This is a genomic window from uncultured Photobacterium sp., from assembly GCF_947039875.1.
Taxonomy (GTDB): Bacteria; Pseudomonadota; Gammaproteobacteria; order Enterobacterales; family Vibrionaceae; genus Photobacterium.
Genome location: NZ_CAMRAN010000004.1, coordinates 42,089 through 57,425 on the forward strand (window position 1 = coordinate 42,089; position 15,337 = coordinate 57,425).

A 15,337-nucleotide genomic window follows, 5' to 3' on the forward strand; every position below is an offset into this window, starting at 1 on the left:
CGATGACAGAAGTAAAACACGTTGCAGTACTGCTTGCTGATGGTTTTGAAGAAGGCGAAGCGGTGGTTTTTATCGACATTATGCGCCGCTTAGACATTAAAGTGGATGTGTTGTCTTGCATGGAAACTACAGCACTTAATACTTACTTTGAAACTAAAATCAGCGCCGATTATGTGTTAACAGATAAATTTGATAAGACTTATGATGCGGTGATGATGCCTGGTGGCCCACAAGGTACTGATAATTTATCCGCTAACGCCAATGTTATTGCTTTTTTAAAGCGTCATATTGAAGCCAATAAGTATATTTGTGCATTATGCTCTTCTGGCGCAAAAGTACTTGCTGCGCATCATTTATTACAAGGTCGTACATATACTACCGGTGATAAATTAGCTGAAAAATTTGATGACGGTGAATTTGTTAAACAGAAAGTGGTTGTTGACGGTCAATTTATTACCGGGCGTGGTTTAGGGGTGAGTTTTGAATTTGCCTTTACGGTTGCACGCTATTTGTTAGCTGATAATCATTCCAAAGTAGATTGGCAAGCAAGCCATATCTATTTTGATCACTGGCCGTTAAATAACGCATAGTGCTATAGCGATAATTATAGAGAGAAAGTAGTAAGCCTAGTTAGGTTAAATAACTAGGCTTTTATATATTTAGCGGAAACCTTTTAAATAATCATTTAACAATAAATCTATCAAAAAGAGATCGTAATGAAAGGGCATATATTAATGTGCTTTTAATTGACGAATTATCTCTGTCGCAACTGCCTGTGCTGATGCTGGATTTTGGCCAGTGATAAGATTGTCATCGACTACAATATAGCTCTGCCAATCAGGCCCTTGAGTGTAATGTGCACCTTGGTCAGTTAACATATCTTCCAGTAAAAAAGGAACCACAGCACTTAATCCAACCGCGTCTTCTTCACTATTACTAAAACCAGTGACATTTTTGCCTGCAATAAGTGGGCTGCCATCAGCGTTTTTAGGTGCTTTTAATGCTGCGGGGCCATGACAAACAAGGCCAGTGGGTTTGTGGTGTTGGTAACTTGATTCAATAATATGTTTTGATGCGGCATTTTGGGATAAATCCCACAGTGGCCCATGTCCACCAGGATAAAATACAGCGTCATAATCGGCTGGATCGATAGTTGATAATAGTAAGGTATTAGCTAATTGCGTGATTGCATTAGTATCATTTTTAAATCGAATAACCGATTCTGTCTGCATCTCTGCGGTATCACTTTTTGGATCAATGGGTACTTGTCCACCCAGAGGAGAGGCAAGGGTCACAGTATCGTTATTATCTTTAAAGAGATAAAAAGGGACAGTAAACTCATCTAACCATAGGCCTGTTTTTGCTGTGGTTGTACCTAAATTTTGATGAGATGTTAATACGATTAAGATATTCATATTAGTTTAAGCCCTCGTTTAATCATTGAGATTAAAAATACATAATTTAATGCCTGTATTAGTTATAGGCTTAAATAATGTGGCTCACAAGCGTAATAATTACTCTTTTTATCAATATTATATCTAAGGAAAAATAATAAATAATGGCTTGAACATTAGCATTATTATAATTGTAGTGCAGTCAATGTTTTTAATCGTAGATATTATATAAGGGGATAAACAAAAAGGCCACTAAAGTGACCTTTTTGTGAAGAAATGAAAGACTATAATTAGTCAGCCATTTCCGCATTGTGGTAAACGTTTTGTACGTCATCACAATCGTTTAGTGCATCAAGGAATTTTTCAAACATTGCAATGTCGTCACCAGCCAATTCAGTCATTGTCTGTGGTACGAAAGCAATTTCTTCTGAATCAATGATAACGTCAGCCATTGTTGCAGTAAGTGCGTTTTTCACTTTAAAGAATTCAGTGTGTGGAGCGTAAACAGTGATCTCGCCATCTTCACAAGTGATGTCAGTAACGTCTACGTCTTCCATCATTAGATTTTCAAGAACAACTTCTTCGTCAGTACCTTTAAATTCAAACACAGCTTGGTGTTCAAACATGTGGCCAACAGTGCCTGGGCTACCGATTTTTGCATTGTTTTTAACGAATGCTTGACGAACGTCCATGAAAGTACGGTTGTTGTTGTCTGTTAGACAGTCAACGATAACCATGCAGTTGCCTGGGCCAAAACCTTCGTAACGTGCAGTTGAGTAATCTTCACCGCCGCCGCCTTTTGCTTTATCAATTGCTTTTTCAATAACGTGGCTTGGTACCTGATCTTTTTTCGCTTTTTCGATAAGACGACGAAGCGCTAGGTTACTATCAGGATCCGGACTACCGTTCTTAGCACAAACGTAGATCTCTTTACCATACTTTGAGTAAACCTTGATCTTAGCGCCTTGGGTTTTTGCCATAGACAATTTGCGTACTTCGAACTTTCTTCCCATGAGGAATCACTCTCTTTTACTGTTTTAAACGGTCAATTATGCAAATATTTTACCAGCACCCCTTTATTCTGGCTAGTTAGATCTGTATTTATGCTAAGTAAAGACGTTTTTTTTATTTTTACGTTGAAATATTAAACCAACTTAAAAAAGAGTAATCGGAATACTTATTTTTGGAGCTAAAGATTTCAAATATAGTTTAATTTCTCGTAAGGTAATAAAACAAAGCAAATAAATCCTATATTTTCTTACAATATAAGAATTCCTCTTGTTGTTCGCGCTATAATTGGTTACAAATAATCATCACACAAATTAGAGATAACTTACCTGTGACTCATTCACTAAGCGCTAATGAAAAATTGTTACAAGTGCTGGTTCATATTGCGGCGTCAAATGTACCGCTTCAAGCACAGCAACTCAGTACCGAAATGGAAATGCCGATAAGTAGTTTATATCGCTATTTAGCGTTGCTTCGTGATTGGAATTTAATTGAAGAGAATCATGGGCGTAATACTTATAGTGCGGGTCCTGCTGCGTTACAACTGCAACGTAATTTTGAAATGAATTCACCATTACCTGATGGTGTAAGACCGATTTTAAAACGATTACAGCAGCAAACTGGTGAGATGTCAGCGTATATGGTTGCCGTAGGTTTTAATGCACTCTGTGTTGATAGTATCGATAGCCCTTATGCGTTGCGTTGTAGTTATGAAAAAGGCCAAAGCCAGCCATTGATTCGTGGTGCATCAGCTAAAGTTATTTTGGCTTACTTACCGTTAGCTCGCCAATTAACGATTTTAGAGCATTATGATATTACCGAACAAACACAGATAGATACGTGGATTGCTGAATTAGATCTTATTAAACAAGATGGTTTTGCAATCAGTACATCCGAAATTGATGCGGGTGTTTCTGGTGTGAGTGCACCGGTATTTGTTGGTAATAAAGTTGTCGGTGCGGTTAGTGTTATGGCGCCAGCAGAGCGTATAAATAGCCGTAAAAATAAAATTGTAATGAGTGTATTACAAGCAGCAAGAGCATTACCACCACAACACTAGCCTGTGTTGTTTGTGCAATGAAAGAGAGGGAAGATTGGCGTATGTTAGTTGATCAATTAAAAAAGTTATTTAAAAATGAGCCTCAAAAACCGATGGCATACCATCGTAAACATACGCTCATCAGCCCTTATGTCCAGCAATACCAGCCCGGTATTATGCTTGTTGGTGTCATTTCTGATCTGAGTCTTGATTGGGGACGTGGCTTACAAGGCGCGAAAGAAGGTCCTGCAAGTATTCGACGGATATTGCCTTACACCCATGCTCAAACAAAATTACCTTTTTATGATGCGGGTGATATAGAACAAACCAATAATGATCATAGTTTTGCTGCCGTTAGCCAACGACAGCACCAATTATTATTGCGTTGCTTACGTGATGGTCATTTTCCTGTTGTGCTCGGTGGTGGGCATGAAATCTCTATTGCTAGTTATCAAGCACTGTCTGATTTCAGTACCGAAGTAAAATCAGCCCCCGTGATGATTACTGAAGATCAGCAACCACAATTGTTACCGCAACGAGTGGGCGTGATTAATTTTGATGCGCATTTTGAACTAAGACCATCATTATCGTTACGGGCGGGATCTGCGTTTCATGCTGCATGGTGTTATAGCAAAGAACAACAGCGCAGTTTTGATTTTCTTGGTCTTGGTATTTGTGATCATGCTAATTCACAAGCAATGTTTAAATTGGCAGAAGATCTCGGTTGTCAGTGGCTACTTGATAATCAAATGACGACGCGTAATAAAAAACATGTTCAAGCACAATTAGATAGCTTTATTGATAGTGTTGATTGTATTCAATTGAGTATCGATCTTGATGTATTTTCTTCCTCGATTGCTCCTGGTGCGAATATGACGCGTATGCATGGTGTTAGCTTATCAATGGTGGAGTGGGCAATTAAATATATTATGGCGAGTGGCAAAGTTAAAATTGTTGATATTGCAGAGTTGAATCCAGAATATGATTACGATAATCAGACTGCAAAATTGGCGACTAAACTGATTCAAACCATTGTTCATTTTGTTTAACGCATTTTTATATATGAGTAACAGCATGAAAATGATGATTTTATGATCATAAAGATGCTCTTTTGATGGCTTTGGTTGAATAGTAATACAAAAGTCATTAATTATAATGTTTTTATAAAAAAAGCCTTTACAGCCACCGTGATGATAGGTATTATTCGCGGCATTGGAGAGATGGCTGAGCGGTTGAAAGCACTGGTCTTGAAAACCAGCATACGTTTATAGCGTATCTAGGGTTCAAATCCCTATCTCTCCGCCACATTCTAGAAATTTGATTTAATCGAGTTTCATACAGAATTGGAGCGGTAGTTCAGTTGGTTAGAATACCGGCCTGTCACGCCGGGGGTCGCGGGTTCGAGTCCCGTCCGCTCCGCCAACACAACGAATCCTCGTCAGAAATGACGGGGATTTTTTGCATCTGGAGTTTCAAAATCTAGATAATAAATGTTAGATGCGATAAATGACGGCATAAGTGTCAATATCGGCCTGTCACGCTGGGGGGCGCGCTGATTTTCGGAATGGCAAGTCCCGTCCGCTTCACAACACAATGAATCCTCGTCAGAAATGACGGGGATTTTTTGCGTTTTGAGTTTCAAAACTTAGATAATAAATGTTAGATGTGATGGCATAAGTGTTAATCGTCGGCCTGTTACGCTGGGGGGCGCGCTGATTTTCGGAATGGCAAGTTCACGTCCGCTTCACAATACAACGAATCCTCGTCAGAAATGTGAGGATTTTTTGCATCTGTTCTATGCTAAATGATTGTGGGTTATTATCCGTCATCTCGGAAGAGAGGCACGAACTATCCGTGATCTATTCATCACGTGTTTGAGCATTAAAGACGGCAGTGAACATACGTTAAAATGCAACGAAAACAGTCACTTTACGACGCGTGGGAAGTAGATTCCCTATCTCGTTCGTAACCTCACTGTAGGGAATGACGGGTGGTTGGTCGTCACCTCACTGTAGGGAATGACGGGGGGTTGTTCGTCACCTCGCTGTCGAGAATGATATAAGGTTAGTTAGTCGCGAATCAAACAACTACTTATTCACCGCTAAATACGCACCTGCCGCGATCATAATGCTACCTGCTGTTTTATTTAATCGTTGCTGTGCGATGGGTGCCTTAATCACTTTAGCTAATCGTGAAGCGCCATAAGCAACTAACATAATGGCTGACATCAAGGCAATGGATGACAAAACAGAAATTAGAATGATATCAGTGCTGTTTAAACGGGTTAAATCAATAAACGTCGGTAAAAAAGACACATAGAACAAAATAACTTTTGGATTAGAGGCTGAAATCAAAAAGCCATGACCAAAACTGGCTAAAGGTGCTTGCTGTGGCTGTTGCTCAGTATCTGATTGTTGGTTTTGTGATAAAGCCGTCAACATTTTATAGCCGAGGTAAATTAAATAACCTGCGCCTAAATAACGAATAATCACAAACACTTCTGACCAATTGTCAGCGATAGTCGCTAAACCAAAGCAGGCTAATTGTAAATAAAGCAGGTCACTTGCTACCATCCCTAATGCCATCATGATGCATTGACGAGGACCTTCGACCATTGCTTTGGCGAGAATAGCAAATACACCAGGCCCGGGAGTAATAGCAAAAATAAAAATAGCAAAAAAGAAGGCAATTGCAGCTTCTAGTGACATCATATCATCCTTGTAAATACGCATTTTTTGAATGCTATCATGCAAACAATGTTTTGCCTTTAAATTTTCATACATCAATGACAACATTGTTCATTTTTGTATAACTTATTGTATTTATATATTTTTATTTGTTGGCTACCGCTGATTTATGATAATAATTATTATTGTTAATTTGAACGTGATAATTAAAGTACTCCTTTTTGCTTTTTTAATAATCAAACAACACATAAAACATGGTTTTTTGGAGCGATTAGTTTCAGAATGTCGAGCTTATTGCATTAGCAAATCTTAAGAGTATCACTGCGTGGTTCTCTGTCTATTAAGTCTTCAGAGGGAAAAGTTCTTGGATAAGCCTAAAATTATATGTGTAGAAGGTAATATTGGTGCTGGTAAATCGACCTTACTCCCTCAATTAGCTGTCGCCTTAAATGCAACTGCCATTTTAGAACCAGTAGATTCTGATCCTGAATTTCAACATTTATTAGGTGAATTTACTTGTGATCCATTTAACGTCGAGGCTCGCAGTAATTTTCAGTGCTACATCACGGCTCAACGTGCTGAACTTTTGAATAATTTGAATCCTCAAGGTGTCTATATTATTGAGCGTTCTTTACTTAGTGATTTAGTCTTTACTCATGCTTGTATTGCTAATTACAACAGCACGGCTGAAGATATTGCTAAGCATATGGCGTGCTATCAGCATTTGATCAGTCAAATCAATCAATACCCAACCATTGATTATTGTATTTATTTAAAAACCGATCCTGAAGTGGCTTATAGCCGTATGCGTCAGCGTGGACGTGCAGAGGAAATGGGATTAGATATTGGTTATATTAGTGATATTGATGCATTTCATGATGCTGTATTACCACAAGCATGTCGTAAGATGGGAACGACGTTAATTCATATTGATTGGAATACACCACTTGCTGTTGCTGATCTATTACCACAATTGAATGCTGCTGGTTTAGATATGAACTAATGTCACTGAGTAGTGATATAACACCAGAGAGGCTACAGTTAACTATTAACTGTAGCTTTTTTTGTGATTAGCTTTTTAGCATCTGCCAATATTTTTGGTAAATATTAACAGCGTCACCTACATCATCAGTGAACTCACCGTGGTCAACTTGTGCGTCAGTTGGGAAAATCATCGGGTCATTTTGTAATTCAGTCGGTAAAAACTGTTTGGCTTGTTTATTTGGGGCAGGGAAGCCTAGCTCTTCAACAATTTTTGCCTGATTTTCAGGACGCATAAAGAAGTCGATAAATTTAAATGCGAGATCTTTATGCTCACTACCTTTAGGGATGATAAAGTTATCCATCCATAAAATAGCGCCTTCGGTTGGATAAACAAATTTAAGCTCTGGCATTTCTTTTTGTGCCATAAAAGCATTACCGTTCCATTGCATTCCTACCATTGCTTCCCCGGTAACATAAGGAACATGAGGAGCATCAGAATTATAAACGACAACGTTTGAGCGTAATTGACGTAATTTCTCGTAAGCTTGCTTAATTTCTGCTTCATTGGTGCTATTAATACTATGACCTTGTGCCCGCAGTGCCATACCGAACACATCTCGAACATCATCAAGTAACATCACTTGTTGTTTGAAATTGGTGTTCCATAAATCTTTCCAGCTCGTTACCTGATCGGATGTGATTACTTCTGCATTGTAGCTAATCCCCGTGACGCCCCATACATAAGGTAAAGAGTAATCATTATTAGGATCAAATGGTTGTTTCATTAGACCAGAATAAATGTCATTTAAGTAATGCATTTTGCTTTTATCTATCTTTGCAAGCATGCCTTCACGCGCCATTTTCTCAATAAAATACGTTGAAGCAAATGCAACATCATAGCCTTTACTATCAAGTAGCTTGAGCTTGGTATACATCGATTCATTATTATCAAATGTAGAGTAATTGATGGTGACATCATATTCTTTCTCAAAGGCTTTGATTACATCTGTTGGCATATATTCCGCCCAGTTGTAAACGTTAAGCACATCATTTGCTGCCGAAACATTAAATGCTGAAAGTGCGAATGCTAGTGTGGTCACCCCTTTGAATATTTTATTCATATTATTAATTCCTAATTGACCAGGTAAGTCAGATCTGAGCGCGGATATTAGACAGAAGTTTGTTTGTGTCAAAAACAATCAAGCTAAATTATGAACTAAGTCACAGTAATAAATTGCTTGTGAAGCATCAAGACTCGTGACATTATCCGCGCGATTTTTAACCTGTATTTTTTTTGTGGGCAATTGGAATGTCAATCAACAGTCAATATATCGATAGTTACTACCAAGCAACCGTTAATGCGTTACCTGAACAACCCCTACTAGATCAAGCAATTGAAGCTGATGTATGTATTATTGGTGGTGGTATGACAGGATTAAACGCCGCGATTGAATTACGTCAGAAAGGATTCTCTGTTGTGGTGCTTGAATCACAACGCTTAGCATGGGGAGGATCTGGGCGTAATGGGGGTCAGTGTTTAGTGGGTTATTGTTTAGGGTTACGTGAAGTTGATGAAACATACGGACCTGAGTGGGGTAAGCAGCTGTGGGATCTCTCTTGTGAAGCAGTTGATATTGCTCGTGATCGCATCGAGAAATTTAATATTGATTGTGATTTTCAACAAGGCTATATCGAACTGGCGTTGAAGAAAAGCCAAGAAGCTGAGCTAAAATCTTGGTATGACTTAAAACAGAGCCGTTATGATTATCCAAGTGCTAGCTGGTGGGACAAAGATAAAGTCAATCAAGTGGCACACACTGAGCGTTATTTAGGTGGTCTATATGATTCAAACAGTGCTCATATGCACCCATTGAATTACACCTTAGGTTTAGCACAAGCAGCGTTAAGCTTAGGTGCGACTATTTTTGAGAATACGCCAGCAGTAAAACTGGATAAAGGTAATCCGCATATTATCCATACTCCAAAAGGTCAGGTTAAAGCCAAACAAGTTTTATTAGCGTGTAATGCGTACCTTGAAGGATTGCACCGTAAAGCACAAAGTGTTGTATTGCCTGTAGTGTCTTACATTGGTGTGACTGAGCAATTGGGCGATCGTCAACCTATCAGTAATATGATGGCAATGTCAGATTTAAATAACAGCCTTGATTATTACCGCCCAACACCGGATGGTCGCATTCTGTTTGGTGGTGTTAATCACCCATTTAACGGTGAATACAGCGATTCAAGTGAGCGTCTACGCCAGCGCATGATCACCGTGTTCCCACAACTTGCTGACGTGAAGATGGAATACCATTGGGGCGGATTGTTTGCTGTTACTCGTTCTTACATGCCGCAAATTGATCATCTAGGCAATGATATCTATGTTGCTCATGGTTATACTGGTCATGGTGTAGGATTAACCAATATTGCAGGTAAAGTTGTTGCTGAAGCAATGGCAGGTACTGCTGAACGGTTTGATGTGTTTGCTAAAATTAAACATGGTTGGATTCCAACCCCAGAAGTTTTACGCAAACCGGCACTAGCAATGGCTATCTGGAAAGCACGATTAGAAGACTCACTGGGTAAATAATTAAAATTTAGTTGCAATAAAATATAAAAAAGTAAGTTTATTTGCCATCTTGGTACGGTAATAGTGAATTATTTGCTTATTTAAATCAATCAGAGAGAGCCTTATGATCGAGCGTCAAGAAACGAAAGCCCGTATGAGTCGTATTGTTAAGCACAATGGTACTATTTATCTTTGTGGTCAGGTTTGTGCTGATGCAACTAAAGACATTACCGAGCAGACACAGACGATGCTCGATAAAGTTGAAGTGTTGCTTGAACAAGCGGGCAGTGATAAAGAGCATATGTTATCAGCAACTATTTATATTAAAGATATGAGTTTGTTCGCTGAGATGAATGCGGTGTGGGACAATTGGGTGCCTGCCGGATATGCTCCTGCTCGTGCGTGTGTTGAAGCAAGCATGGCACGTGATGCTTTATTGGTTGAAATCTCTGTGATTGCTGCTGAAAAATAATGCTTATTTGTAATCATAAAAGGTCGACAATATGTCGGCCTTTTATATATGAATACATGGTAAAACGCTACATTTAGTACAAAAACTAATCGGTTGATGTTTTTAATTAAATTTTAGCTTTACACGATTAGCTAACCTCGATATTATGCGCGGCATTGGAGAGATGGCTGAGCGGTTGAAAGCACTGGTCTTGAAAACCAGCATACGTTTATAGCGTATCTAGGGTTCAAATCCCTATCTCTCCGCCATATTCTAGAAATTTGATTTAATCGAGTTTCATACAGAATTGGAGCGGTAGTTCAGTTGGTTAGAATACCGGCCTGTCACGCCGGGGGTCGCGGGTTCGAGTCCCGTCCGCTCCGCCAACACAATGAATCCTCGTCAGAAATGACGGGGATTTTTTGCATCTGGATTATCTACTCTGTACTATTGCCATTTTATTAATTGTTTATTATTCCAATTTTCCTCAAGTGTTGCATATTGTTGTTCTAAAATATGACGCTTTATTTTTAAGGTTGGCGTTAAAATACCATTATCAATACTCCATGGTTCTTTTATCATTAGTACGCCTTTTATTTTTTGATGTGATTCAAGCTCTGTGTTTATCTTTTGAATAATAGTTTGGAGTTTTTTCTCGTAGCGAGATTGATCGAATTCAACATAGTTATGAGCAACGGCTAATAAAATAGGCGCGGCCATTCCTGATCCTATTAAGCATACCATTTCAAAATTACCCAGATCCATTAAGCGCTTTTCGATAGGGACAGGTGAAACAAATTTGCCTTTCGCTGTTTTAAATGTATCTTTCTTACGGCCTTGAATTGTTAAATAGCCATCATTGTCTAAATGGCCAATATCACCCGTATATAGCCACCCATCATTATCAAAACTTTCTTGGGTTGCTTGTGGGTTGTTATAATAGCCACTAAATAAGCCTTTACTGCGCACTAAAATCTCTTTATCTGCTGCAATTTTTAATTCAATACCGGGACCTGCTCTACCTACGGTGCCAATTTTATCACTACGATAAGGATGATTAAGGGTGCTATAGGCAAATGATTCGGTCATTCCCCATGCTTCAGTAATATTAAGTCCAATACTTTCATACCAAGATAATAATCCAGTAGATATGGGAGCCGATCCACAGCCGAGCACTCGTGCGTGATCTAATCCTAATCCTTGGGCTAATTTACGTTTAATTAATGTTGAGACAAGTGGAATTTTAAGCAGAATATTTAATTTAGGTTGTGGCAGTTTATCTTGGATCCGTTGTTGGAATATGGTCCATAAACGGGGTACAGAAACAAAAATAGTCGGACGATGCATTTTTACATCATCAATAAAGGTATCGAGAGATTCAGGAAAGGCGACTTGTAACCCTGACATAATCGAAGATCCAAAGATATAAACGCGTTCAGTAATATGGGCTAATGGTAAATAAGAAAATAACCGTTCATCACTTTTTAAGCCAATATGCTCAATAATTTTTTGTGATGACCATACAAATGCGCCATACGTTAACATCGCACCTTTGGGCATGCCTGAGGTGCCCGAAGTGTAAACGATAGACATTAAATCCGTATCATGATGTGTTCGACGTTCAGTTGTGGGTGAATATTGTTCAATAAGGTCATTGAATTGATACTGACATGTTGGTGTGCCAGGGTAAGAAAAGGCAATTGTTGGTAGTGTAGGGTGACTGGCTATGACATCATTGACGGCTGCTGGGTTGTCTAATTTTCCGATAATGACTAATGCTGCCTCACTATGATCAATACAATGGGCAATAGTGTCTGCTCCCGCAGTAGGAAAGATAGGGACGCTAACATAACCCCCTAACATCATAGCTAGATCACAAATAAACCATTCAGCACAATTTTTAGAAATCAGAGCAATACGTTCACCTGGTTGAATGCCTAGTTGCTGAAATGCTGTGACCAGACGTTGTGTTTTATCCGCAACACTTGCGTAAGTGTAATTAACAAACTTACGGTTGATAATTTGCTTTAAATAAATATCGTCAGGGCGCTCATTGGCCCATTTGATGATCATATCAGCAGGTGTTTGCAATTGAGCCATAAGCACTCCGATTGATAAATGGGTCATAACTTATGATGTTGTTATAATGTTAAATTTAAGCTGTTATGTTCATCATAGTCAAGCGTGATAATACTGGTTAATTAATGTTTTAAAGGCTTTTTGGAAGAGGGTGTTAACTTAACCTACTGAATAATAATGGCTTATATTTAAGCGGATGTATGAATAATTGGGCGTGAACTTATTCAATTTATGCGTCTTATGTGACATAGATAAATTGAATAAGAATATTAGAGAGAATAATAATGATAATTAAGCAGAAATATAACGTTGGGATTGAGTATATAATTGTTGATATAGCGCTGTATTTTGATCTTGAATGTGGCAAATAGACAATAAATCCTCAATAAAATAACCAACAGCTCGCCATTCAATAACGGCAATTTTTTTTTGTTGTTGTGGGGATAAATCATCATAAATAGATGCAGCCCCAAAATCACCCACTAAAATATTAGCATTGTCGTCAACTAATACGTTATGTGCGTAAATATCACCATGAGCGACACCTTGTGTTTGTATATGGCTAATTACTGCTGTCATTTGTTTAACAATTGTCGCTATTGCTGCAATTGACAGTGTAAATTCAGCAGGGAATGTGTCACGAGTGCAAGTAACGAATGTTGGCGGTAATCCAAGATTATGATAATGCGCGGGAATTAAAGCCATGATTAAGGCTAAGTAATTGGGTTCACTCACTTGGGCTAATGATGCCACTAAATTGGGGTGTGCACCTGTTTTTAAACACGCATTTAATTCATCTTGCGGATAACCGTCAGAGGTAACTTGCCCTTTAAATACTTTAACCGCAATGTCGTTATCTAGTTGATGTGGGTTAGACCGCCATTGAGCCAAAGAGATAACGCCTGAAGCACCTTGCCCTAATACTTTTTCTAGTTGGTAATCATTTGAAGCAACATAAGGCAGTGAATTAGTAACCTGCTGATGACGATTGAAATGATTACCAGAAAAAGCCAGCCATGCTAATTTGGGTAAATCCAATAATTGATCTGGAAAGGCGGTTAATGCATTGGCGGATAATCGAATTAATTGTAAGTTAACTAATTTTTTCATTGATAGCGGTAGCGCCGTTAGGGCGTTGCCTGCGAGTGCCAGTTTTTGTAAATGGATACAGTCGCCAAGTGCTTCGGGTAGGGCTGTTATTTTATTATCGGTTAAGATCAACCAGCGTAATTTTTTCGGCAGTGAACTAGCATCAACGGTGGTGATTTGATTGGATTTAAAGCCGATCATTTCAAGATTAGGACAAGTCCCTAAAATGGTAGGTAATTCAGTAAAATTGTTATTTGAAATAAAAATAATGCGTAATTTAGTTAGCTGGCTGAAACTATCAGGTAAATGGCTTAATTGATTGTTGGTTAGATCTAACACTTCTAAGCTGCTCGCAAGTGTTAGTATTTCTTTAGGAAACAGCGTCAGTTGTTCGCTTAACGCTAAATGTGTAGTGCCTTCAAGTTGGCCTGAGCGTAATTGTTCTAACGTATGCAAAATTGTCTCATTTTTCATTAGGTATAATTTATAGTGCTATTGTAAAGATTTTAAAGGGTTAGATCACGACTACTGTACAAGTTTACGATTTCATTTAAATTCATGTATAAATTGATGGTTGTTTAAGCAGTAATTCGAGTAAACTGATACAATTCAGCCATAGACCATGGTTAGTTATCGGTGAATTACCGCAATGTTATGCGTGTAGAAAAATTATCATTGAGGGTAGTGTGTTAAAGAACGTTATTTGTCCAGTAATGCTAGTGTTAACATCGATCAGTTGTGCACACGCAGAATCGTTATATATCCCATCATCAACGTATGCATCATATCCACCAGCAGGTAGTCGTACTGTTAGTGATGTTATGAATCGTTATTCGCCTTTTGTTGAGCCTCGATTAAAACGGTACTTTGATAATGTTGGGTTAACTTATCCGCCGCAGAATATTGCTTTATTTGCGATGAAACAAGAGCAAAGTGTTGAGCTGTGGGCGAAAGAAAAAGGTAAATGGTCTTACGTAAAAGATTATGATATACAAAAAATGAGTGGTCATATGGGGCCCAAAATGCGTGAAGGTGATAAACAAGTGCCTGAGGGTGTTTATCAAGTGTCATTGCTAAACCCTAATAGCCGTTATCATTTATCAATGAAGCTCAATTATCCTAACGCATTTGATCGAAAGTATGCGCAATTAGAAGGGCGCACTTCACCGGGGAATAATATTTTTATTCACGGTAAGCAATCTTCAGTTGGTTGTTTAGCTATGGGGGATTACGCGATTGAAGAATTGTTTTTATTAGCCGAAAGAACAGGTATTAACAACATAGAAGTATTGATTAGCCCACACGATCCGCGAAAAAGTAAATTGCTCGCTGTAAACACGCAACCTTATTGGACTAAAATTTTATACCGCGACATTGAACAGTATGCGAGAAAATTTAATCGTTAATTATGTGGGTTTACCCTAGTTAAGCGAAAAACATTTTGTAATACTACAGCGAACCAATATCCTTGAGATGATTACTTCGTGTCAAGGATATTATCGTTGCATAAAATGATTAGAACAGAGCCAACGCATTATGCCTAAGCGTAGTAAAGAAGACACAGAGATCACTATTCAGACTATTATGGATGCAGTGATTGAGCAAATATTAACCTTAGGTTACGATAAAATGTCGTATACCACCTTGAGTAACCAAACGGGTATATCAAGAACAGGCATCAGTCATCACTTTCCTAAGAAGCAAGATTTCGCTCATGCACTTGATGGCCGTATCTATCATCTCTTTGTTGATAAGTTGGATTTAACCAGTGATTTGCAGGCATTTGCAACAAGTTGGTCTGCTGCGTTAGATGATGAAAGTTTTCGCGCTATTTTACGATTATTATTCCATCATATCTCCTCTGCTGAAACATCACATGAATTTGCTCATCGCGGCATTGAGCGTTTATTTACGCTTTGTGAACAACGTTACGGCAAACAAAGTATTGGTGAACTAGAGTGTTTATTAGGACGCTCATTAATTCGTTTAGCACGTTAATTATTGCTTATTTAATAACAGTAATTTTTTGACTAAATA

14 protein-coding genes and 4 tRNA genes are annotated in these 15,337 nt (G+C 38.4%); 12 read left to right on the forward strand and 6 right to left on the reverse strand.

Annotated elements, in window-relative coordinates:
• The first annotated feature begins 2 nt into the window (after positions 1-2).
• The gene (locus Q0V26_RS02420) at positions 3-590 is read left to right on the forward strand and encodes a DJ-1/PfpI family protein (RefSeq protein ID WP_045036248.1); all 588 of its coding nucleotides are present in this window, start codon (positions 3-5) and stop codon (positions 588-590) included.
• Positions 591-731: 141 nt separating this feature from the next.
• Here the strand turns inward: Q0V26_RS02420 and Q0V26_RS02425 are convergent, their stop codons facing one another.
• A complete protein-coding gene (locus Q0V26_RS02425) occupies positions 732-1,415 on the reverse strand; it encodes a type 1 glutamine amidotransferase domain-containing protein (RefSeq protein ID WP_045036249.1) in 684 nt (227 codons plus the stop codon).
• Positions 1,416-1,684: 269 nt separating this feature from the next.
• Complete coding sequence (locus tag Q0V26_RS02430) at positions 1,685-2,407, reverse strand: YebC/PmpR family DNA-binding transcriptional regulator (RefSeq protein WP_297476476.1); 723 nt, start codon at positions 2,405-2,407, stop codon at positions 1,685-1,687.
• A gap of 326 nt (positions 2,408-2,733) precedes the next feature.
• Between Q0V26_RS02430 and Q0V26_RS02435 the strand changes: the two genes are divergently transcribed.
• From Q0V26_RS02435 to Q0V26_RS02450, 4 genes are all read left to right on the forward strand, one after another.
• The gene (locus tag Q0V26_RS02435) at positions 2,734-3,462 is read left to right on the forward strand and encodes an IclR family transcriptional regulator (protein ID WP_199190749.1); all 729 of its coding nucleotides are present in this window, start codon (positions 2,734-2,736) and stop codon (positions 3,460-3,462) included.
• Between the two features lie 41 nt (positions 3,463-3,503).
• The gene (locus Q0V26_RS02440; protein WP_297476479.1) at positions 3,504-4,490 is read left to right on the forward strand and encodes a formimidoylglutamase; all 987 of its coding nucleotides are present in this window, start codon (positions 3,504-3,506) and stop codon (positions 4,488-4,490) included.
• 165 nt (positions 4,491-4,655) lie between these two features.
• Positions 4,656-4,746: transfer RNA gene (locus Q0V26_RS02445), tRNA-Ser, on the forward strand.
• A gap of 40 nt (positions 4,747-4,786) precedes the next feature.
• A tRNA-Asp gene (locus Q0V26_RS02450) sits at positions 4,787-4,863 on the forward strand.
• 665 nt (positions 4,864-5,528) lie between these two features.
• Here Q0V26_RS02450 and Q0V26_RS02455 read toward each other — a convergent pair.
• Entirely contained in the window at positions 5,529-6,149 is a 621-nt protein-coding gene (locus Q0V26_RS02455) for a LysE family translocator (RefSeq protein ID WP_297476656.1), read from the reverse strand.
• Positions 6,150-6,492: 343 nt separating this feature from the next.
• Between Q0V26_RS02455 and Q0V26_RS02460 the strand changes: the two genes are divergently transcribed.
• The gene (locus tag Q0V26_RS02460) at positions 6,493-7,131 is read left to right on the forward strand and encodes a deoxynucleoside kinase (RefSeq protein WP_158258924.1); all 639 of its coding nucleotides are present in this window, start codon (positions 6,493-6,495) and stop codon (positions 7,129-7,131) included.
• 67 nt (positions 7,132-7,198) lie between these two features.
• On the opposite strand, the gene Q0V26_RS02465 is transcribed toward Q0V26_RS02460, so the two are convergent.
• On the reverse strand, positions 7,199-8,233 hold the full coding sequence (locus tag Q0V26_RS02465) for a spermidine/putrescine ABC transporter substrate-binding protein (RefSeq protein WP_297476483.1): 1,035 nt from the start codon (positions 8,231-8,233) through the stop codon (positions 7,199-7,201).
• A gap of 188 nt (positions 8,234-8,421) precedes the next feature.
• On the opposite strand from Q0V26_RS02465, the gene Q0V26_RS02470 reads away from it, so the two are divergent.
• The 4 genes from Q0V26_RS02470 (at position 8,422) to Q0V26_RS02485 (ending at position 10,518) form a co-directional block, all read left to right on the forward strand.
• Positions 8,422-9,702, forward strand: coding sequence for an FAD-binding oxidoreductase (locus Q0V26_RS02470; protein ID WP_297476485.1), 1,281 nt, complete (start codon positions 8,422-8,424; stop codon positions 9,700-9,702).
• 103 nt (positions 9,703-9,805) lie between these two features.
• Positions 9,806-10,153: a RidA family protein gene (locus Q0V26_RS02475; protein ID WP_297476487.1), complete on the forward strand. Its 348-nt coding sequence runs from the start codon at positions 9,806-9,808 to the stop codon at positions 10,151-10,153.
• A 157-nt stretch (positions 10,154-10,310) separates the two neighbouring features.
• A tRNA-Ser gene (locus Q0V26_RS02480) sits at positions 10,311-10,401 on the forward strand.
• A 40-nt stretch (positions 10,402-10,441) separates the two neighbouring features.
• Positions 10,442-10,518 (forward strand) — tRNA-Asp (locus Q0V26_RS02485).
• A gap of 61 nt (positions 10,519-10,579) precedes the next feature.
• On the opposite strand, the gene Q0V26_RS02490 is transcribed toward Q0V26_RS02485, so the two are convergent.
• Together Q0V26_RS02490 and Q0V26_RS02495 are read right to left on the reverse strand one after the other, a co-directional pair.
• A complete protein-coding gene (locus Q0V26_RS02490; protein WP_297476658.1) occupies positions 10,580-12,205 on the reverse strand; it encodes an AMP-binding protein in 1,626 nt (541 codons plus the stop codon).
• A gap of 297 nt (positions 12,206-12,502) precedes the next feature.
• Positions 12,503-13,756, reverse strand: coding sequence for a leucine-rich repeat-containing protein kinase family protein (locus tag Q0V26_RS02495; RefSeq protein WP_297476489.1), 1,254 nt, complete (start codon positions 13,754-13,756; stop codon positions 12,503-12,505).
• A gap of 230 nt (positions 13,757-13,986) precedes the next feature.
• On the opposite strand from Q0V26_RS02495, the gene Q0V26_RS02500 reads away from it, so the two are divergent.
• Both Q0V26_RS02500 and Q0V26_RS02505 read left to right on the forward strand, forming a co-directional pair.
• Positions 13,987-14,706, forward strand: a complete 720-nt coding sequence (locus Q0V26_RS02500) for a L,D-transpeptidase family protein (protein WP_297476491.1) — start codon at positions 13,987-13,989, stop codon at positions 14,704-14,706.
• A gap of 130 nt (positions 14,707-14,836) precedes the next feature.
• On the forward strand, positions 14,837-15,298 hold the full coding sequence (locus Q0V26_RS02505; RefSeq protein WP_297476493.1) for a TetR family transcriptional regulator: 462 nt from the start codon (positions 14,837-14,839) through the stop codon (positions 15,296-15,298).
• Positions 15,299-15,337: the final 39 nt, after the last annotated feature.